Here is a 21067-nt window from a genome sequence, read left to right as displayed (position 1 = left end):
ATGCGCATATTTTTTGTTTTAATATTATGTTGTCTAGGTAGTTTTACGATTGCCCAAAACGACACGTCTTTCAGGCAGGGGAATGAACTTTATAATCAAGGAAAGTACGCTGAAGCTATAACTGTGTATGAAACCATCCTAGATTCAGATGAGCATTCAGCAGCATTATATTATAATTTGGCAAATGCCCATTATAAGTTAAATAATGTGGCGCCAACTATATATTACTACGAGAAGGCTTTGCAGTTAAGCCCAGATGATAAGGATATTAAAAACAACTTAGGTTTTGCTCAAAACATGACAATCGATGCGATAGATAATGTCCCAGAAGTTGGTTTTTCTAGAATTTTCAAGAATATTATAAATACGTTTTCTGCCGATACTTGGTCCATACTTGCAATTGGAAGTGTCTTTGGATTTGTGCTTCTCTTTTTATTTTATCATTTTGCATATGGCACATCACAAAAGCGAATTGCTTTTGTGCTTAGTTTTTTAGGCTTGTTTTTGTCCCTTTTTGCATTGCTGATGGCATTTCAAAAACGAAGTTTTGAAAACAAAGACAATCCTGCTATAGTGTTTGCTCAAGAAAGTAGAGTTAAAGCAGATCCAAACAAAACGAGCGAGGAATTATTTAGGTTACACGAAGGCACTAAACTTCAGGTATTAGAAGAATATAATGATTGGTATAAGATAGAAATATCAGATAAAACTGCGGGTTGGATTCCTTCAGAAGATATTCGATTACTTAAACTTTCTAAATAAATTTATTCAAGTTCATCATTAAATGTTATCTTAGTTTCGATGAATCCAGATTTCAGACATAAAGGCGCAATGATATTTGCGATTTTGTTTATGATTATTGTTACTGCACCAGCAGTAATTTTGTCTGTTGATGATAACGTAGATGTTACGTTTTTCTTTGGTGAAAATGAGGAAGAAGAAACAGAAAATTTAAAGTTATTATTTGAAACTTCATCGGTTGATGCTGAAAAAGTCATTGTAAAAACATTCAATTCTAATATCGACAGTTATACATTTAAAAATTACTCAAAGCCTGAATTGAATCTTATTTTTCCTCCACCAGATTTTAGTTAATAATTCTTCAGATTAACTAATCAAAACAACCAAATTATTTGGTTAAACTCTAATTAACTCATTTAGATTTTTATCTAAAACTTTAAAATATATATATGTTTAAAACATTAAAAAATGACATACCTGCGAGTATTGTCGTATTCTTCGTTGCTTTACCCCTATGTTTAGGTATTTCTGTAGCCTCAGGAGCAGAACCAATTACGGGTCTTATTGCAGGTATTGTTGGTGGAATCGTTGTAGGTTTCGCTTCTGGTTCAAAAATAGGTGTGAGTGGTCCAGCGGCTGGATTAGCCGTTATTGTAGCGACAGCTATTGGAACTCTTGGATATGAAAATTTTCTTGTAGCCGTTGTATTAGGTGGTGTATTACAAATACTATTTGGAGTATTTAAATTAGGAATTATTGGCTATTATTTTCCTTCATCAGTAATTAAAGGAATGCTTACGGGTATTGGTGTAGTAATTATTCTCAAAGAAATTCCTTACTTTTTTGGAATAGATAAAAATCCTGAAGGTGATTTTGCATTTTTGCAAGTTGATGGAGAAAACACTCTAACAGAATTATTGAATGTAATTAATGCGCTTATAAGCGGTAATTTTGATTATGGAGCTACAATTATTGCATTAGTTGGTATGGCTATACTCTTATTATGGAGTAATGTATTAACTAAGAAGTCCAAAATATTTCAGCTTATTCAAGGCCCTTTAGTTGCGGTTGTTGTAGGGATAGTGTTCTATTTATTAACTAAAGACACTAATTTACAGCTTACAAAAGATCACTTGGTTGCTGTGCCTGTGCCAGAAGATTTATCAGGTTTAAAGGACCTGCTTACATTCCCTAATTTTTCGGCAATCACAAATCCTCAAGTTTTAATTGCAGCCTTTACTATTGGTTTGGTGGCATCATTAGAAACGCTATTGTGTGTAGAGGCCACTGATAAATTAGATCCACATAAAAATGTTACGCCTACAAACAGAGAATTATTTGCTCAAGGCTCAGGTAATATTGTATCGGGTTTAATCGGAGGATTACCAGTAACCCAAGTAATTGTGCGTAGTTCTGCAAATATTCAATCTGGAGGACGATCAAAAGCAAGTGCAATTATTCATGGGTTTTTCCTTTTGATATCTATAATTACAATACCAACAGTTCTAAATCTAATACCATTATCTGTTTTAGCGGCAATATTATTCATTGTTGGTTATAAGTTAGCCAAGCCTTCAACATTTAAAGCTATGTATAATGGTGGTTGGACACAGTTTGTTCCATTTATTATTACTGTACTTGGTATTGTCTTCTTAGACTTACTAAAAGGTATTGGAATGGGCCTTGCGGTAGGTATATTCATTGTGTTATATAAGAGTTTTAAAAACTCACATTTCCTACATAAAGAAGGTCAAGATGTTGATGATGGTAAAATAAAAATGACTTTGGCAGAGGAAGTAACATTTTTTAACAAAGGCGCGATATTAAAAGAATTAGACAGTTTACCTGAAAATTCTTACCTAGAATTAGATGTAAGAAAAACAAGATATCTTGATAGTGATATTATAGAAATTTTAGAAGATTTTGCAACAAAGGCCAAAGAACGAAATGTCACTATAAAATTGATTTCTGAACGAGGTATAGTTGAAAATCCAGATAGTTTTATAGAGTTTTTCAAACTAAAAAAATTAACAGAATAGTTTAAAAATATAAGATACATATGAAAACAATAGCAATAACAAAAGATATGCAAGATGCACTAACTCCAGATAGTGTGTTGCAAGATTTATTAGATGGAAATCAAAGATTTGTAAATAACAATCTTGAAGGTGCAGATAATGCCGCATTGGTGAACCAAACTACTGGAGGACAATTCCCAAAGGCAGTAGTTTTGTCTTGCATAGATTCGCGAGTTCCAGTAGAAACTGTTTTGGACCAGGCCATTGGAGATATTTTTGTGGCCAGAGTTGCAGGTAACTTTGAAAACGTTGATATCTTAGGAAGCTTAGAATACTCTTGCAATGTTGCAGGAAGTAAATTAATTCTGGTTTTAGGACATGAAAGCTGTGGTGCTGTAAAAGCTGCTTGTGATGGCGTTGAGCTTGGTAACATTACTGATATGTTATCCAAGATAATGCCTGCCGTAGAAAAATCGGCTATTGAAGTTGAAGGTGAGGCAAACTCATCTAACAAAGCATTTGTGGCAAAAACAGTAGAGAATAATGTGAGATTAACTATAGACCGTATCCGTGAAAGAAGTCAAATTTTACAAGAAATGGAGGATAACGGTGAAATAAAAATTGTTGGTGGCGTATACAGCCTTTCGACAGGAAAAGTTAATATGCTATAATCTAAATAACTAAAACATAAAAGTCGCCAATTGGCGACTTTTTTTATGCTTCATTATTGTCTTCTTCTTCCTTTTGAGGCACCTCTTCTCCACTTTTTATAAGCGAAGGAAACACTATTGGCGCAATAGACTTAACAGGCTCGTAGAGTACACTTTCTTCTAAATCTTCATCATCTAAAAATGGTAAAGTACTATTAAGTTTATTAAAGAGAATAAGCAGAACACTTAATATTAACCCTATTTTTAACGCCCCAAAAATACCACCAAGTAACTTATTTAATATACCAAGTGCTGCAAAGTCAGCTAATTTTGTAAGTGCTTTTCCAGCTAAGCTAATAGCGAATACGATGATCACAAAAGTTACTGCAAATGCTACAATATTTAAGGTTTTTTCATTCCAATCTACTTTAGGTTCAAGAAGATTAGCAACAAAATAACTAAAGTGCTTAGCGCCATATATTCCCAAAACAAGAGCTAGCAAAGAAGCAACTTCAACAAAAAGTCCTTTAAAAAGTCCACGCACAAGACCAAATAACAAGAGTGCGCCCAAAATGATATCAATAATTGTCATACAAACCAAGATTTCTACAAATGTATAGGATTTCCCTAAATGTTAAATGTAGTGTACGACCATAAAATTGATTTTAGTTGTTAGGTATATGTAAAACGGACAATTACCTAATGTATTGTTTTTAAGCTATAATTATCAATGTTTTTGATTTAATCCTTATAAATTTGCATTTCTAAATACACTATGGCAAGAGACGAAAAATTAAAAGAACGCTGGGATTTAGTAGTTGAAAAATTATCTAAGCAATTTGCTGATGGAGAAATTCTGGATTTAGATTCAATTATATATTTAATAGGTCTACAAGAGCTAGGTCAAATACATCGTGATTATAAAAAAGACCACAAGCTAGATTTAATGCATATTGCTATTTGTAAACTTTTAGAACCTTATGGGTTTTATGAGCTTGATTTTGTAGATAAAGAAGGTTGGCCACATTATAAAGTAAAAGCGCAATTGCCTCATCTTAAATCAGGTGAGCAAAGTGTATTAATGAAAGAAGCTATTGTAAACTATTTTGTTGAAACAGAGTATATCGACTAAGAATTTTTAAATTTGCGGTCTCAATGGATTAAAAGATGATTGATAAGTTAAAAGAACTCATAGCTGAAGCTGAAGCATTTACTGCTCAGTCTAAAGATGAAGTTGAAGCATTCAGAATAAAATATCTTGGGTCTAAAGGACTTTTAAAGCAATATTTTGCCGAGTTTAAAAATGTTGCAAATGAACAAAAAAAGGAATTTGGTCAAACTATAAATCAGCTTAAAAAAACAGCTGAAGATAAAGTGAACTTACTTAAAGAGGCCTTAGAAAATCAAGAAGAAGATAAAGGTGTTTATGGAGATTTAACACGTCCTGGAGAACCAGTAACTCTTGGTGCTCGCCATCCTATTTCTATTGTTAAGAATCAGATTATAGATATATTTTCTCGTATTGGATTTAATGTGAGTGAAGGTCCAGAAATTGAAGACGACTGGCATAACTTCACAGCTTTAAACTTACCAGAATATCACCCTGCAAGAGATATGCAGGATACGTTCTTTATTCAGACTGATCCAGATATCTTATTGCGTACACACACTAGTTCTGTACAAGTAAGGTATATGGAAAATAATAAGCCTCCAATCCGTACAATTTCGCCTGGTAGAGTATATAGAAACGAAGCAATATCAGCTCGTTCGCACTGTTTTTTCCACCAAGTTGAAGGATTATATATTGATAAGGATGTGAGTTTTGCAGACTTAAAACAGACGTTACAATACTTTACTACCGAAATGTTTGGGAAATCTAAAATTAGATTACGACCATCGTATTTTCCTTTTACAGAACCAAGTGCTGAGGTCGATGTGTATTGGGGATTAGAAACCGAAACCGATTATAAAATGACCAAAGGTACAGGTTGGTTAGAGATAATGGGCTGTGGAATGGTTGACCCTAATGTGCTTGATAATTGCGGCATAGATTCTAAAGAATATTCTGGGTTCGCGTTTGGTATGGGTATTGATCGTATTGCATTACTATTGCACCAGATTAGTGATATCCGTTTATTGAGTGAAAACGATGTTCGCTTTTTAGAGCAGTTTAAGAGTGCTTTATAATGTCATTCCTGTGATGGCAGGAATCTCATAATAAATAATACAAATGGATACCTGCATTCGCAGGAATCATAAACAATGAAAAAAGACATTCAAATTCCTGAGGTAAATGATGTTTACATAGCAGTTGTAAAAGAGTATAACACTACTTATAAAACTGAAGATTGGAACGCCTACATCATCAATGACAAAGATGTGGATTTAGAGATGGTTATTATAGTAACTAATGGCTTTAATGAGACTAAAATCACTTCCACTTTTCGTAAAAAAATTGATAAGTTACCAAAGAAAAGCTACGCCAAAATAGAATTACTTCAAGAGGCTTTGTTTGCCTTAAATAACCAATTTAAAGTGTCTTTTTTTGAAGGAAATAGTATGTTTGATAAAACCTACACTTTTAGAAAGAATACTATTAATGAAAAGGCTTTACAACCAATTCCTTTAATGGATGTAAGAGGTGTTTTGGTGAAGTAGAGTGTCTATTTTAATCCAACTTTTCAGTCAATCTCTTAAATACTTTCTTAGGGTTTTTATTCTGATATAAGATATCGTAAACAGCATTAATTATTGGTAGTCGGGTTTTGCGTTTGTTCTTTTTATTAAGCTCAAAAGCACTTTTTGCTGCATAATAACCTTCGGCCACCATATTCATTTCGAGCTGTGCAGATTTTACGGTATAGCCTTTACCAATCATATTACCAAACATACGATTACGAGAAAATACAGAATAGCCCGTAACTAACAAGTCGCCTAAATATGCTGAGTTATTAATGTTGCGTTTCATCTTGTGCATTTTTTTAATAAAACGCTTCATTTCTCGAATGGCGTTACTCATCAGTACACTCTGAAAATTATCACCATATCCTAAACCATGGGCAATTCCGGCAGCAATGGCGTAAATATTTTTGAGCATTACAGCGTATTCTGTACCAATAATATCGTCACTTATTTTGGTTTTAATATAGTTGCTAGATAAAGCATTTGCTATGGCTTGGGCTTTTGTAGGATCGGCACAAGATATAGTGAGATAAGACAAACGCTCTAGTGCAACTTCTTCAGCATGGCAAGGACCAGCAATAACGGCAATGTTTTCAAAAGAAATATTGTAAATATCATGAAAATGTTCACCAACTAAAAGACCGCTTTCTGGGATAATTCCTTTTACGGCAGATACCACAACTTTGTTACTAATATCAACTTTAAGTTTTTCTAATTCCGAATGGATAAAAGCCGAAGGAATTACAAATATGAGAACGTCTGCCCAATCTGCTATCTCATTAATAGCATTACTAAGTTTTAGTTGCTCAATATTAAACTCTACCGAGCTTAAATAACTTGGGTTGTGCTGTTCTTTTTGTAAATGCGCTTTAGTGTGTTCACTTCGCATATACCAGCCAACTTGGTCCAAATTTTCGCAGAGCATTTTTACAATAGCTGTTGCCCAGCTTCCAGAACCAAAAACAGCATATTTAGTAGTGTTGTCCATAGATATGATTCATCTTTCAGTATCAAAAATACATAAAATAAAAGGCTCTACAAACCTAGCATTTATAAGCATTTTTGAGTTTGGCATGCGTTTTGAAATTCTCTAAGTAATAACCCTTAAAACGTTAGACTATGAAGACATTAAAATTACTCTTAGGATTAGTATTGAGCGCAACGCTTTTTACATCGTGTGTTGTTGATGACGTGGTTATTGTAGATAATAATCCGCCTCAACAAATATCCTTAAATCAGCTATTAAACAGCTACGAATTATGGTACGTAGATATTAATTCTACCCAAGGATTCGGTGAAGTACCATTTTTACAGATAGCATTTACAGTGTCCTTTAGAAATGGTGTGCTTTATGCGAATAATAACCTTGTTGGTATTGGAAGCCAAGGCAACGGATTCGGAATTCCGGTAGGAAATTATAATACCTATAATATGGTGTTGGATGTTGATCATGACATTGATGGTTTTGACTCTTTTGATGTATTTCAAATAGATAATAACACTATAGAATTATATAACCCATTTACAGATACATCTTACTTTTTGGATGGGTATCAGCGCTCTAATTTTGATTATGATTTTGTGTTCTATGACAATATTCATTATTTCTTACAAGAGTATGAAGCTTGGGAAAAAACCTATACAAGTAATTTTGGTGCTCTAAATGAGTTTGATAACGAAAACTACTTACAGTTTTTATCGGCTGGTAATGACTCTGAGTTTAGAAGCTCTCAGGATGAGAACATCATAAACCCGAATAATATCTTTTGGGATTACACTGGTGTTTATGGTGTAAATGATGTGCCTGGTGATTTCTATCTAAAAACATTAACACTAGATTATGACTTCTTTGACAATGAATTCTTTAATCTTAACGTTATAGATGATAGTACCATTGAATTATTACACGAAGCTTCTGGCACAGTGTACGAGTTTAGAGGTCGAGGTTATATAGAGTTCTTGCGAACAGAAAATGCAGAAGGTAGAATGATACAGCAAGAAAACATGCCTAAAAAACGTAAGCAAAAAACGGTTAAGAAAGATAACCCAAGAACAAATACACGAAACATCTAAACATAAAGATGAATCGAAAATAAAATGAATCTAGATGTTCCGTGTGACATTTAGATAAAATAGAAAAGCACACACGAAGCTAAATTTTGGTTGGTTATTTAGTTTCAAAACGCTCAGCTGACATCTGTTGGTTGGGCGTTTTTCTTATTTTATAAGTATTTGAATATATTCTTTCTTAATTGATTTTTTGAAGAATCTGAATATATATTGAAAGTTAGAATCCCAAACTTTAAGACTGTCTTGATTTTTGAATTCTATATCATAGATTCCGCTCTGTGTGACATCTAGAGACATAATCTTCTTTGCTTTTTGACCTAATTCATGGGATTGTATACGCCAATGAGTGTTCTCAGCAATTATAACCTTATTTGATTTAGTATGTTTTAGTATAATAGAAAAATCATTTACATCTATATCCCAGCCACCTAAAACATAAACCCCAAACATGCCATAATATAAGTCTACTTGAGATTTAGTCGAAGTAATATTTATTGGTTTAGTCATTATTCAGATTTCTTAAAAAGCCTCTAACTTTCAAAATTACAAGGTTTAGCAATATTGTTTATGATAGAAGCAATATCATGCCTAAAACAACACTTATTGAGCCTATTATGAGTGAAAAAATTTTAAGGAAGTGGTTTTTATACGGTACTGATTCTTTGATTAAAACTTTTAATTGATGTATCTCAAATTCTCTGTTTATAAAAACCTCATCAGACGTTATAGTAGACTTATGTTTTATTACATCTGAAAGGCCTATAAAATCAAAACTATGATGGCCACTTTTCACGATATTAAACCCGGCAATTTCCATACAAATCACACCTTTTCGAATAAAGTGACTTTTGTAATTTGGAGTATAAGTAATTATAGACTTTCCATCAGGTGCTGTAATAGATAGATTAAATATTTTTTTAATTTGAAACCTATATTTATGACCTATTCCTATTAGGCAAATAGAGTGCAAACCTGTATCCATGAAGTTAACAGATTTAGGTATATCGGACACATCAAATTCAACAATGTCTTTTAATTTTAATTCCTTGATAAGTAACGTAATACCATATATTACAAGAATTAACCCTATTACAATTATTGATAGATAAATTGCCCACATTCTTTAAAGATACAATTCACTTCTTGAAGAATGCTCTTAAACTTTCAAAATCGTATGGTTTTGCAATAATTGTTTTATCTGAGTCTAGCACAAAGTAAGTTGGCGTAGCAGCAACGGCATAGGTTTGTACCAAAGGATTTTCCCATTTACCCAAACCAATACCATGCACAAAATTAGGGTATTTTTTGATTTCTTCTGCCCAATTAACAGTATCATTTTCTAAACCAAAGGCAACAACTTTCGCATTTGATATTGTTGACATCAGTGCTTTTACTTTAGGAAGTTCGTTTAAACAGTGCCCACAACCACTGCTCCAAAAAATAAGCACATAATGCGTATCGCCTTTAAGCTCAGATAGTTTTAAAGACGGTTCTGTTTGTATTTCAAAATCTGGCGCTATGGCACCAATAGAGGTATTTTTATAACTTATTAATTGCTGCTCTAAGATTTTGTTTCCTGTAGCTTTTGCCAATTTTAATAAGTATTTATCCGAGATATAATTGGCCAAATCATGATTTTCACGACGTTTAAATTCTTGCCAAAGGAGTTCTAATAAAGATAGTTGAGTAACACTATCTGTATTTTTTAAAGCATTAGCCACAACATCTACATTTGCCATATAGGTGCTATTGTTTGGTTTCGCTGATAGACCAAAAACAAAGCCACTTATACGGTCAGTGATTAAACTTGAGCTTCGTAATAAATTATTATTGAAATCTATATGATCAAAAAATGATGACTTTACATTTTTTGAATACGTTTCCAAATCTTCGTAATCTTCAGGCAGATGAGGTTTATTAGCTTTAATAAAGGCTTCAGCTAATTTTCCCTCTGCTAAGTCTTCATATTGTTGTTGTGTGTCTTTTGCAGTTTTAAAAATAGATTCAAATGCGTTTGTATCAGTGCCATCTTTACTGTAAAAATTGGTTATGGTTTGGTTAACCATATCCATACTATTAAGGTATGAAGCCCACAATTTGTTTTCAGATGACTCAGTGAAATTTACGCCGTAGTCTTGACTAAATGTAAACTTCACATCTTCTTTACCATTATAAATAATATCAAAGTTGTTTTCTTCAGGTGGTATTGCATATACAATCTTGTAAATACCTGCTTTAGCATTTTCATCTAGTGTAATAGAAAAATTACCTAAACTATCTAATTCCGCACGATTAATATAATTGGCACCTTCTGGTGTAGCTTCGTACAAAAAGGCGTAGGTATAGTCTTCTGCAGGAGAAAATGTACCACCAATGTTGTGCTGGGCCATTACAATAAATGGGAAGAGTAAAAATGCAAATACTATTTTTTTCATTTTATGAATTTTCTATTTGAATCAATAAAGTTTACTATTTCTGTCATTTCGAGCTCGGTCGAGAAATCTAATTTCAAATGTAAGACATTTCGACTGTGCTCAATGTGACAAAATTATGTAATACATGATGGAATAGTATCCAATAATCACGCCACTATTTGTTTTTAGAGCGCATACTTTCTATAACTACTGTTGCTAAAATTAAAGCGCCTCCAGCAAAAGTATGTATTGTTGGGATTTCATTCAAGAAAAGATAGGCAATAATAATTCCAAAGACAGGTTGTGCACTTCCAATAATACTAGCGGTACTTGCTGTAAAATAGTTCAAGCTATTTATAAATAATGTATGTCCTAAGGCTGTGGTGACTAATGCTAATATAATAACATAAGGGTATTGGACACTAATATTTGAAGTGTCCATAACATATAAAGCTGGAGCCAGAAAAATGCTCAGTAATACTACTTGGTAAAACATTAACATGGTGCCGTTATATTTTGAAACTTCTTTTTTTAAAATTAGAATTCTCAAAGCGTAGCACACTGCAGATAGCATACCAAATAATACACCTTGTAATTGACTGCTTTCAAGATTAAATTCCGGAGCTAAAATATATATACCGACCAAAACCATAAGCCCAAGAATAATATACATTGGGTCGAATTTTGATTTCGTAAATAGCGGTTCTAGTAAGGCTGTGATTACTGGAAAAGTAAATAGAGACAACATACCAATAGCAACATTAGATAGCTTTAACGCATAGAAATAGGTAATCCAGTGTGCACCCATAAAAATGGCAGCAAAAATAAATGTCCTTCTATCTTTATTGTTTTTGATTTTAAGATTGATGCCTTTATATAAACAAAACACCAATAAAAAAACTGCTGCTAAAGCAGAACGCCACCATACAATAACTGGCGTTGGCATATCTATATACTTACCTAGCGGCCCGGATGTACTTATGAAAAGGGTAGCAAGGGTAAGCCAGAAGATATGTTGTAAGTGCGAACTTTGTTTCATAACATCTCAAATTTAGATTTTGTTTCAATTCAAAAAACAAATTTGGGATTGGTTATACGGGTTATTTTTCAAGTAAAATTTGCTTAAAATCACTAGTAATCATAGCATACGTTATAAATTCATTACCATCAAACTCAGTTTCACCTTTGCTGTTTTTCTTCATTTTTTTATTTTCTATACTAAGATAGTTTTCACCCTTTTTAGAAGAATATAAAGTGAAAATACTATGATCTGATTCTCCAGAATTCGGAACTTTAGTCAATTCTTTAAAAGCATCTGAGTTATGGTTTTCGATATACCCAATAAACTCATTTGGATTACTTATAAGATTAAAAGCCGGCAATTCATTTTCTTTAAACCACTTGTTATCATGCTCGCAAAAAGGAATTGTTGATTGACCTATAGGAGCTAATACAGATAGGACTAAAACAATTAAAGCTTCAATAATCCAAATAATAGCTAAGAATATACCACTTACAGTAGTAGAGCCAAATCCCCAAGTACCACTCTCGTTTATTTCCATAATAATCAGGAATAGTTCTTTAGGATGAAGCGCTAATTGAACGACTTGAAAAAACTTAATATTACTCGTTGCAATTCCAATTCTTGAAGTTCCATAGACTTCGCCGACATTAAAAACTAAATCAACCCAAACGGCCCAAGAAAAGTAAAGAGCGATTAGCCCTGAGAGCACTCCAAAAATTGTTGCCAACGTTTTATTCCGAACCTTGCCTAGTTTTATAACCATGAAATTAATTGCAAAACCTACAGCAAACCCGAACCCGATGGTTATAAAAAGATTGACATATACAAAAGGAATATACCAAATAAGGTAGGTATATATAAGTGCTAAAAGAGGTAAAACAATAATTGAGGTTAAAAGAAAATAGAGAAATGAAACAGGTGAGAAATTGCCCGAAGGCTCATAAAATTTTAGCATTAAAAAGTTTTTTAAGGTTGATTTAGGTTGTAAAGTAATATTATTTCTAATGATTTACTATTAACAAAGAATTTTTATCTCATTTCAGAAAGAAGATTAAATGCTTGCCTTGTTGATTTTACATTCTCAAAAGTGATAAGTAAACGTAAACCATTTCTGGTCTGCTTCTCTTTCATTTTACATTTGGAGGCATTCATTTGCACAAATTGTAATACTCTTGTAAAAGCTTCACTTTGGTAGAACTTGCTTTGCTGGTCTTGTACAAAGTACCCAATCAATTTGTTTTGCTTCATAATAAGTTTTTCAATACCCATAATTGTAGCAACCCATTTTAATCTTACACTATCAAACAAGTCCGAAACTTGAGTTGGTAATTCTCCAAAACGGTCAATGATTTCAGATTCGAATTTTTGCAGTGCAGCCTCATCTTTTATCTCATTGAGCTTGGTGTACAGATTTAATCTTTCAGCTATATTGTTGACATAATCGTCTGGGAAAAGCAACTCAAAATCGGTGTCGATGGTAATATCCTTAACGTATTGTTTTGGTTTGCCATCATCTTTGTACAAGTCTGAGAATTCGGATTCTTTGAGCTCTTCAATAGCTTCGTTTAAGATTTTCTGATAGGTGTCAAAACCAATATCGTTTATAAATCCACTTTGTTCGCCACCAAGTAAATCACCAGCACCACGGATTTCTAAATCCTTCATTGCAATATTAAATCCGCTTCCGAGCTCTGTAAATTGTTCAAGTGCCTGAATACGCTTTCTGGCGTCTGTGGTCATGGCTGAATACTCAGGTGTAATAAAGTAGCAAAATGCCTTTTTATTACTGCGTCCTACGCGTCCTCGCATTTGGTGCAAATCGCTTAATCCAAAATTATTGGCATTGTTTATAAAAATGGTATTGGCATTAGGGACGTCTAGGCCGCTTTCAACAATTGTTGTGCTTACTAATACATCAAATTCACCATTCATAAATGCGAGCATCAATTGTTCTAACTTCTTGCCTTCCATTTGCCCATGACCAATAGCAATCTTAGCATCAGGCACTAAACGCTGAATCATACCCGTGACTTCTTTAATATTTTCAATGCGGTTATGAATAAAAAATATTTGCCCACCACGCTGAATCTCGTAACTCACAGCATCTCGAATAATGTCCTCACTAAATCTAATTACGCGACTTTCAATAGGATAGCGATTAGGTGGTGGTGTGGTAATAACAGACAAATCGCGTGCAGCCATTAAACTAAATTGAAGTGTCCTAGGTATTGGCGTCGCCGTTAAGGTTAAAACATCTACGTTGTCTTTAATGGTTTTTAGTTTTTCTTTTACTGCAACTCCAAATTTCTGTTCCTCGTCAACAATAAGTAAACCTAAATCTTTAAATTTTACAGCTTTATTAACCAGTTGGTGCGTACCAATTATAATGTCTACACTTCCTTTTTCTATGCCTTCGAGTGTTAGTCGTTTTTCTTTGGCAGTTCTAAAACGGTTTACATAATCTACTGTAACCGGAAAGTCTTTTAACCGCTCTTTAAATGTACGGTAATGCTGATACGCCAAAATAGTAGTTGGCACTAAAATAGCAACTTGTTTGCCATTGTCAACAGCTTTAAACGCAGCACGAATTGCAACTTCAGTTTTTCCAAAACCTACGTCACCACAAACCAAACGGTCCATTGGTCGCTCACTTTCCATATCTGCTTTTATATCTGCAGTAGACGTCATCTGGTCTGGTGTGTCTTCGTATATAAATGATGCTTCAAGCTCGTGTTGCATATAGCTATCTGGAGCATATTGAAAGCCTTTTCGCATTTTACGTTTTGCATAGAGTTTTATAAGGTTGAACGCAATTTCTTTAACTCTAGATTTAGTCTTCTGCTTAAGGGTTTTCCAAGCTTTACTTCCTAATTTGTAGATTTTAGGTGGTTTGCCATCTTTACCATTAAACTTGGTGATTTTATGAAGCGAATGTATGCTTAGATATAGCACATCGCGCTCACCATATACTAATTTTATAGCTTCTTGTTTTTTGCCTTCGACATTTATTTTTTGAAGCCCACCAAACCTACCAATACCATGGTCTATATGAGTTACATAATCACCAATTTCAAGATTTGTGAGTTCTTTTAAGGTAATGGCTTGCTTTTTGGCGTAACCATTTTTAAGATGAAATTTATGATAGCGGTCAAAGATTTGATGATCTGTGTAAACCGCAATTTTTTGCTCAGTATCTATAAAGCCTTGGTAAAGTGAAAGCACTATAGTTTTATAATTAACCTCTGATTCGTGATCTTCAAAAATATCATGAAAACGTTTGGCCTGTTGTTCACTTACACATGCAATATAATTGGTATAACCGTTAGCATGGTTATCGTTTAAATCTTCAATTAATAGATTGAATTGCTTGTTAAATGAAGGCTGAGGTTTAATGTTGAAGTTTATGGATTTGTCATTCTGAACTTGTTTCAGAATCACATTATCAGCACTTTTACTGCCCTCAGTGTTACTAAAATAACTATCAGTACCAAACTCGACTAAATTAAAATCTAAAAGCTGACGTTTTAGTAATTCTGAACTGCAAAACAACTCTTCAGGTTCTGAATGTTTTAACTCTTTTGAAAGCGTCAGAAATGTTTCGGATGCTTTTTCGAATAACGAATCTACTCTTGAAGATAAAAGTTCAACATTTTTAACAAAAACAACCGTTTTTTGAGCAACGTACTTTAAAAAGCTTTGTCTGCTTTCTTCCAAAAACTTGTTCGCCACATTTGGAATGATATTAATCTTTTTGATTTGCTCAGTTGATAATTGAGTTTCTACATCAAAAGTTCTAATACTATCTACTTCATCGCCAAAAAATTCAATTCTATAAGGCTCATCGTTAGAGAACGAAAACACATCTACAATCCCACCGCGCACCGAAAACTCACCAGGTTCAGTAACAAAATCAACACGTTTAAAGTTATAATCGAACAACACTTCGTTTACAAAATCGATAGAAAGCTTATCATTGAGTGCTATTTTAAGTGTGTTTTTTTCTAACTCACGTCGTGTGACTACTTTTTCGAATAAAGCATCAGGATAAGTAACAATAACTGCAGGCTTTTTGCGTGAGTTGATACGGTTTAATACCTCTGCTCGTAATAATACATTAGCATTATCGGTTTCTTCAATTTGATAAGGTCTTCTATAGCTACCTGGGTAGAACAATACATGTTTAGCATCAAGTAATTGCTCTAAATCGTTGAGATAATATGCCGCTTCTTCTTTATCGTTAAATACAAGTAAAAAAGGATTGTTGGCATTGTTAAAAGTTGAAGCTACAGCGAATGAAAACGAAGAACCTACAAGCCCTTTTAAATGCAGTTTTTCTTGAGAATTGGCAATAGAATTCTGCAGATTTTGCATTTGCAAAGTCTGTGAAAAGGTCTGCGAGATTATAGTTTTGCTCACTAACTTTTGCCTTTAAATAAGGGTGCAAATATAAGTATGTTTAACAAAAAATGAATTAAAAATTAAGCTCCTTTTTGTTTTTGTAGTCGTTGTATAGTTCTGGGTAGTTATCCTTAAATATAGATTTAATATAATCTAGTGGTACATCTTCGAAATGGCCATAATCATCAAGATATTGCATAAATTTTTTGCTATCCCTATTATATTCTTGAAGGATAGAATCTGCGGTACCGTCAAAATCTAAAACATCAACATTGTACATATCGCAAAGCTCCTTATTAAATGCCGGTGAGCATTTACGCCAATGTCCATCATAAAAAACATCTACCAAACCATGAGGTGCCAACTCATTAGTGCCAAGTTTTTCTTCAAGTCGTTCAGTAGCGATATGGTTAGAAACTTTTGCTAGATGTAGCCTAGAAGGAATATTTAAAGCACGTAATCCAGCAATAAGAAGTATTGCTTTATCAATACAGTGCGCTTCATTTTTATTGTAAATTGAGCTTGCGACATAATGTCCTTCAGTTAAACCAATCACAAAAGGACTATAGCGCCAACCATCTCTTACTTTAAGATAAAGTTGTTTTATTTTTTCTTTTTCTGAACTTAGATCACCAAAGTCTTCAATTAAATCCTGAATTTGAGAACTGTTGTAATCAAAATAAAAAGTGTCTTTAATGTAGGTCGAATTCATAAGGACAAGATACTTATTTATACTTGATAATTAGAATTCTAATAGTTCACCATCTTTAGGAATGAAAGTCTTTTCAGAAAGCTCTTCTTTTTCAAACTTTGCTCTTAAGTCTTCACGTTTGGTCGGACAATGATTAACTGCTTCTAAATGATTAGCAATAACCTTACCTGGAGCTGTTTTGGCAAACTTCAAAATATCATCTACACGCATTAATAACGGTTGAAAAACATCTAGTCTAGCAGTACCAGAAGCCACTACAGAAACATCTGGTTTATAGTCTTTAAGCACCTTTTCAACATCGTCTGTATAAATGGTATCACTGCTTAAATATACACTTGGCTCATTAGGAAACTCCAGATAAAACCCCATAACATTTCCCATAGGTTTTGCCACATAACCATAACCATGACGTGCCGGGATACCTTCAATTTGTCCGTTTAAGAAATCAACACGATTCCAATAGTCTATGGTTTGTACAACATTAAGTTCCTTTTTTTTAAATAATGCTTCATCCAAAACACTACATGTAATAGGAATGTTCTTTTCTTTCAAAAATATTTCAGCAGCTTTATCAATGTGATCGGGATGTTTATGAGTTATTAAACAATGTGTTACTCTATCTAAAATAGCTTGACAATTATCTGGTAAATCTACAATAGGATTGCGCCTAGGTTTATATCTTAATAAAGTAAATGGTGGTCCGGCAGTACCTTTTTTACCTAGCATTGGATCTATAAGAATAACGTGCTCACCAGTTTCAATAATCATTGTCGCATTACGGATATGATGTATTTTCATAAGTAATTAGTCTTTTACATTACAAAAATAAAAAAGCAGTATGTAAGTACTGCTTTTATAACTATATACTAGTCAATATTTAAACTATTAAAAATAGTATGTTATCAAATTTCAGATACTGTTTTTTAGCCAATCTATCAGTTTAGATTTTTAGTGTTTTTTCTAGCTATAACTGTAAGCCGTTGTTTTGGTTTATTTCCAAGTGATAATTTCACTAAAATCTCTTCTCGACTTTGCATGTGGAGGCTCGGCTTTTCTATATCCAAATGCCACCATGTACGAAAGACCATATTTAGTAGTATCTATACCAAATTTTTCTTGAAGCACTGCTTCGGTTTTTACTTGATGGAACCCTTCAATCGGACAACTGTCTATACCTACTAATGCAGCAGATGTCATCATGTTTGCTAAGGCTATATAAGTTTGTTTAGAAGCCCAATCGAATAATTTTTTTTCTGTATCTAAATCGAAATCACGTTCTTGAAATTCTCTGTAGAACTTTGAATACATTTCAATAACATCTTTAGGGAATTGTTTTACATCTTCCATCATGTGCATTATGTAATCAGAATCCCATTTGGTCATAGGAGCTTTCATACTTAAACCTAAAACGAAATGACTTGCTGTATCTAATTTTAGTGGGGCTCCCCAAGCTACAGGCTTTAATAGTTCTCGTAATTCTTCATCTTGTACCACTACAAAATGCCATGGCTCAAAACCGAAAGAACTTGGCGATAAATTCCCTGTTTTTAAAATGAAGTTTATATCTTCTTCTGATACTTTTTTACTTGTATCGAACTCCTTACAAGCATGTCTGTATTGAAATGCATTTAGAACATCTTCTTTAGAAATATTTGGTATTTTCATATACTATAATTTTTATAGTAGCAAAAATAAGTATAGTTTTGTGTTAAGACAATAACGGTCAAAAATGATAGTACCCATTTTTAGTTAAAATTAACATTGATGCATAAGTTTCGAGGAAAAGAATATCCCTGTTGTACAAGTCTTACAATGGGTGTAATCGGTGGAAAATGGAAAACAGTAATTTTATATTACCTGATAGATGGTCCCTTACGTTATAATGAACTTCGGAAAAAAATACCAGCAGCTACTGAGCGCACCTTGAGTCTGCAACTTAAGGCTCTAGAAGAAGATGGTATAATTAACAGAAAAGTTTATACTAGTAAGCCACCTTTAAAAGTGGAATATAATTTAACTAAGCTAGGAAAAACATTAATTCCTTTATTGAATAGTATTGCTAATTGGGGTGATTCTGTAGTAGATAATAAAACGTAATAAGTTACATATTTTGTATTATCTATTATTCAAGTTCTAAGAGTAATTCCTTTAAATTTAGTGGTCTTGTGTACATGTTAAGATTACCGTCACTATTTAAAGGCCATTCTTCTTTTGGTCTATCATAATAGAGTTCAACACCATTACCATCTGGGTCATCTAAATATAAAGCTTCAGACACACCGTGATCAGCAAAGCCGGTAAAAGGATAATCATGTTCTTTTAAACGACTATATATGTTAGCCAAGTCTTTACGCGTAGGATATAAAATAGCTGTATGAAACAGGCCTACTTGGTGTTTTGGAGCATTTGGTTCTCCTTTACTATGCCAGGTGTTTAGCCCGATATGATGATGGTAACCACCAGCAGAAATAAAGGCAGCCTGTTCACCCATACGAGTCATGAGTTCAAACCCAAGTAGACCACAGTAAAAATCTAATGCACGTTGTAAATCGGACACTTTTAAATGTATATGACCTATTTGGGTTTGAGATGGAATTTTATAGTTGTTCATTTGAAGTTAATATAATTTTGAAGTGTTGCCTATTCAAATTTACAGTTTCTTTTTAAGTAATTTATTTTAATGAAATTCCATCAGTTTTTAATTTAAAAACATCTTAGTAATACCTATATTTGCACGACTTAAAAAAATAGAATATATGTCAACTTCAGATTTTTTTGAAAGCGGTTTTTTAAAACGCAATCGTGGTCATTTTGCTTCTATAGTAAGAGTAGCTATGAGTGACGGTGTAATTAATGATGATGAAAAGGCTTTTCTTGATCGTTTAGCAGCTAAATTAGACGTTAGCGAAGATGAGTACAAGGCTATACTTAAGGATTATAAAAGCCACTCAATAAATCCACCAATGTCTTACGATACAAGATTAGAACGACTTTACGATTTAGCACGTATGGTAAGAGCAGACGATATTGAAGGTCCTAACCAAGTAGCTTTATTAGAAAAACTTAGTGTTGGTTTAGGATTTAATCATGAAAATGTTAAATACATCGCAGACAAGGCATTAAGCTTAGTTTACTATGGAGTTGACCAAGACGAGTTTAGCGATAGAATGAAAAAAATGAATCAGTAAAAACTTCATAAAAAAAAGAATAAGCGAACAGAAATGTTCGCTTTTTTTATGCCTTACGCATAAATTCCTCTGCTTTTTCTACCATGTTTCTACTTCCGCATATAAAAGGAACGCGCTCGTGCAACTCAGTAGGTTCAATATCTAATATACGTGTAAACCCATCACTTGCCTTTCCATTAGCTTGTTCGGCTAAAAAGGCCATAGGATTACACTCGTAAAGCAAACGCAATTTTCCTTTAGCATTCTTTGAGCTTTTAGGATACATGTAAATACCGCCTTTTATCATATTTCTATGAAAGTCTGAAACTAAGGACCCAATATATCTACTCGTATATGGTCTATCGCCTTCTTCCATCTGGCAATATTTAATATAATCTTTTATCCCTTGCGGAAAATGAATATAGTTCCCTTCATTTACAGAATAAATTCTACCAGTTTCAGGGAATTGCATATTGGGATGCGATAAGTAAAATGTACCAATTGCAGGGTTTAGAGTAAAACCATTAACACCATCACCAGTGGTATAAACTAACATAGTTGATGTGCCATAAACAACATAACCTGCAGCTACTTGTTGATTCCCTTTTTGAAGAAAATCTTCTAAAGTTACTTTAGTTCCAACGGGAGTAACACGTCTAAAAACCGAAAAAATAGTCCCAACAGAAACATTTACATCTATATTAGATGAACCATCTAATGGGTCAATTAATACAACGTATTTATTCTGGTTTTTTTCGTCTTGACTATTTATAGCAATAAAATCGTCTTCTTCTTCACTGGCAATACCACAAACAATATTTCTATTGGTCAAAGTTTGAATAAATTTATCATTAGCATAAACATCTAGCTTCTGCTGATCTTCACCTTGAATATTAGTATCTCCAACAGCACCAATAATATCAACTAAACCAGCTTTGTTCACCTCATGATTAACAACCTTTGCTGCAAGCCTAATGGAGTTAATGAGCCTTGAAAGTTCGCCTGATGTATACTTAAAAGAAGATTGATTTTCAATAATAAACTCACCTAGAGTTTGATTACGTTTCGACATTGAAATATCATAATTGATTTGTTAGAGCAAATATCGTGTTTTTTAACAAACTATATCGTTTTCGTTAGGTAAATATATATTTTGCTAATCAAAGGTAGTTTTCAGCTATATTTGACACT

The 21067-nt window shown here is 33.2% G+C and carries 23 protein-coding genes; 10 read left to right on the top strand and 13 right to left on the bottom strand.

What is annotated here, in order from left to right:
- From ED556_RS01920 to ED556_RS01905, 4 genes are all read left to right on the top strand, one after another.
- Positions 1 to 762: a tetratricopeptide repeat protein gene (locus ED556_RS01920; RefSeq protein ID WP_296318851.1), complete on the top strand. Its 762-nt coding sequence runs from the start codon at positions 1 to 3 to the stop codon at positions 760 to 762.
- Between the two features lie 39 nt (positions 763 to 801).
- On the top strand, positions 802 to 1095 hold the full coding sequence (locus tag ED556_RS01915; RefSeq protein ID WP_296318850.1) for a hypothetical protein: 294 nt from the start codon (positions 802 to 804) through the stop codon (positions 1093 to 1095).
- 95 nt (positions 1096 to 1190) lie between these two features.
- Positions 1191 to 2780: a SulP family inorganic anion transporter gene (locus tag ED556_RS01910; protein ID WP_296318849.1), complete on the top strand. Its 1590-nt coding sequence runs from the start codon at positions 1191 to 1193 to the stop codon at positions 2778 to 2780.
- A 20-nt stretch (positions 2781 to 2800) separates the two neighbouring features.
- A complete protein-coding gene (locus tag ED556_RS01905) occupies positions 2801 to 3430 on the top strand; it encodes a carbonic anhydrase family protein (protein ID WP_296318848.1) in 630 nt (209 codons plus the stop codon).
- A gap of 43 nt (positions 3431 to 3473) precedes the next feature.
- Here the strand turns inward: ED556_RS01905 and ED556_RS01900 are convergent, their stop codons facing one another.
- Entirely contained in the window at positions 3474 to 4001 is a 528-nt protein-coding gene (locus tag ED556_RS01900) for a CvpA family protein (protein ID WP_296318847.1), read from the bottom strand.
- A gap of 183 nt (positions 4002 to 4184) precedes the next feature.
- Between ED556_RS01900 and ED556_RS01895 the strand changes: the two genes are divergently transcribed.
- From ED556_RS01895 to ED556_RS01885, 3 genes are all read left to right on the top strand, one after another.
- Positions 4185 to 4541: a hypothetical protein gene (locus ED556_RS01895; protein ID WP_296318846.1), complete on the top strand. Its 357-nt coding sequence runs from the start codon at positions 4185 to 4187 to the stop codon at positions 4539 to 4541.
- A gap of 35 nt (positions 4542 to 4576) precedes the next feature.
- The gene (pheS, locus tag ED556_RS01890) at positions 4577 to 5596 is read left to right on the top strand and encodes a phenylalanine--tRNA ligase subunit alpha (protein ID WP_296318845.1); all 1020 of its coding nucleotides are present in this window, start codon (positions 4577 to 4579) and stop codon (positions 5594 to 5596) included.
- A gap of 75 nt (positions 5597 to 5671) precedes the next feature.
- Positions 5672 to 6067, top strand: coding sequence for a hypothetical protein (locus tag ED556_RS01885; RefSeq protein WP_296318844.1), 396 nt, complete (start codon positions 5672 to 5674; stop codon positions 6065 to 6067).
- Between the two features lie 10 nt (positions 6068 to 6077).
- Here ED556_RS01885 and ED556_RS01880 read toward each other — a convergent pair whose 3' ends face one another.
- Positions 6078 to 7079, bottom strand: a complete 1002-nt coding sequence (locus ED556_RS01880) for an NAD(P)H-dependent glycerol-3-phosphate dehydrogenase (protein ID WP_296318843.1) — start codon at positions 7077 to 7079, stop codon at positions 6078 to 6080.
- 131 nt (positions 7080 to 7210) lie between these two features.
- On the opposite strand from ED556_RS01880, the gene ED556_RS01875 reads away from it, so the two are divergent.
- Positions 7211 to 8164: a nicotinic acid mononucleotide adenyltransferase gene (locus ED556_RS01875; RefSeq protein WP_296318842.1), complete on the top strand. Its 954-nt coding sequence runs from the start codon at positions 7211 to 7213 to the stop codon at positions 8162 to 8164.
- Positions 8165 to 8308: 144 nt separating this feature from the next.
- Here the strand turns inward: ED556_RS01875 and ED556_RS01870 are convergent, their stop codons facing one another.
- The 9 genes from ED556_RS01870 to ED556_RS01830 form a co-directional block, all read right to left on the bottom strand.
- A complete protein-coding gene (locus ED556_RS01870; protein WP_296318841.1) occupies positions 8309 to 8668 on the bottom strand; it encodes a hypothetical protein in 360 nt (119 codons plus the stop codon).
- A gap of 58 nt (positions 8669 to 8726) precedes the next feature.
- Positions 8727 to 9281 (bottom strand): hypothetical protein, encoded by a 555-nt coding sequence (locus ED556_RS01865; RefSeq protein WP_296318840.1) that lies wholly within the window; start codon positions 9279 to 9281, stop codon positions 8727 to 8729.
- 16 nt (positions 9282 to 9297) lie between these two features.
- Entirely contained in the window at positions 9298 to 10596 is a 1299-nt protein-coding gene (locus tag ED556_RS01860) for a thioredoxin-like domain-containing protein (RefSeq protein WP_296318839.1), read from the bottom strand.
- A gap of 154 nt (positions 10597 to 10750) precedes the next feature.
- Positions 10751 to 11614 (bottom strand): DMT family transporter, encoded by an 864-nt coding sequence (locus tag ED556_RS01855; protein WP_296318838.1) that lies wholly within the window; start codon positions 11612 to 11614, stop codon positions 10751 to 10753.
- 61 nt (positions 11615 to 11675) lie between these two features.
- Complete coding sequence (locus ED556_RS01850; protein WP_296318837.1) at positions 11676 to 12554, bottom strand: hypothetical protein; 879 nt, start codon at positions 12552 to 12554, stop codon at positions 11676 to 11678.
- Between the two features lie 74 nt (positions 12555 to 12628).
- Entirely contained in the window at positions 12629 to 16015 is a 3387-nt protein-coding gene (gene mfd, locus ED556_RS01845) for a transcription-repair coupling factor (protein WP_296318836.1), read from the bottom strand.
- A gap of 55 nt (positions 16016 to 16070) precedes the next feature.
- The gene (locus tag ED556_RS01840) at positions 16071 to 16709 is read right to left on the bottom strand and encodes a transglutaminase-like domain-containing protein (protein WP_296318835.1); all 639 of its coding nucleotides are present in this window, start codon (positions 16707 to 16709) and stop codon (positions 16071 to 16073) included.
- 30 nt (positions 16710 to 16739) lie between these two features.
- Entirely contained in the window at positions 16740 to 17507 is a 768-nt protein-coding gene (locus ED556_RS01835) for an MBL fold metallo-hydrolase (RefSeq protein WP_296318834.1), read from the bottom strand.
- A 192-nt stretch (positions 17508 to 17699) separates the two neighbouring features.
- The gene (locus tag ED556_RS01830; RefSeq protein ID WP_296318833.1) at positions 17700 to 18374 is read right to left on the bottom strand and encodes an NAD(P)H-dependent oxidoreductase; all 675 of its coding nucleotides are present in this window, start codon (positions 18372 to 18374) and stop codon (positions 17700 to 17702) included.
- Positions 18375 to 18473: 99 nt separating this feature from the next.
- On the opposite strand from ED556_RS01830, the gene ED556_RS01825 reads away from it, so the two are divergent.
- Positions 18474 to 18806 carry a helix-turn-helix domain-containing protein gene (locus tag ED556_RS01825; protein ID WP_296318832.1) on the top strand — a complete coding sequence of 111 codons (333 nt, stop codon included), beginning with the start codon at positions 18474 to 18476 and terminating at the stop codon, positions 18804 to 18806.
- Between the two features lie 25 nt (positions 18807 to 18831).
- On the opposite strand, the gene ED556_RS01820 is transcribed toward ED556_RS01825, so the two are convergent.
- The gene (locus tag ED556_RS01820) at positions 18832 to 19320 is read right to left on the bottom strand and encodes a VOC family protein (RefSeq protein WP_296318831.1); all 489 of its coding nucleotides are present in this window, start codon (positions 19318 to 19320) and stop codon (positions 18832 to 18834) included.
- A gap of 145 nt (positions 19321 to 19465) precedes the next feature.
- Here ED556_RS01820 and ED556_RS01815 point away from each other — a divergent pair, with 145 nt between their 5' ends.
- Complete coding sequence (locus ED556_RS01815; RefSeq protein WP_296318830.1) at positions 19466 to 19897, top strand: TerB family tellurite resistance protein; 432 nt, start codon at positions 19466 to 19468, stop codon at positions 19895 to 19897.
- A gap of 46 nt (positions 19898 to 19943) precedes the next feature.
- Here the strand turns inward: ED556_RS01815 and fbp are convergent, their stop codons facing one another.
- On the bottom strand, positions 19944 to 20948 hold the full coding sequence (gene fbp / locus ED556_RS01810; protein WP_296318829.1) for a class 1 fructose-bisphosphatase: 1005 nt from the start codon (positions 20946 to 20948) through the stop codon (positions 19944 to 19946).
- Between the last annotated feature and the right edge of the window lie 119 nt (positions 20949 to 21067).

Source organism: Winogradskyella sp. (assembly GCF_003712105.1).
Classification (GTDB): Bacteria; Bacteroidota; Bacteroidia; order Flavobacteriales; family Flavobacteriaceae; genus Winogradskyella.
The sequence above is the reverse complement of the archived record's forward strand: the minus strand, read 5'-3'. Positions and strand labels throughout refer to the sequence as shown.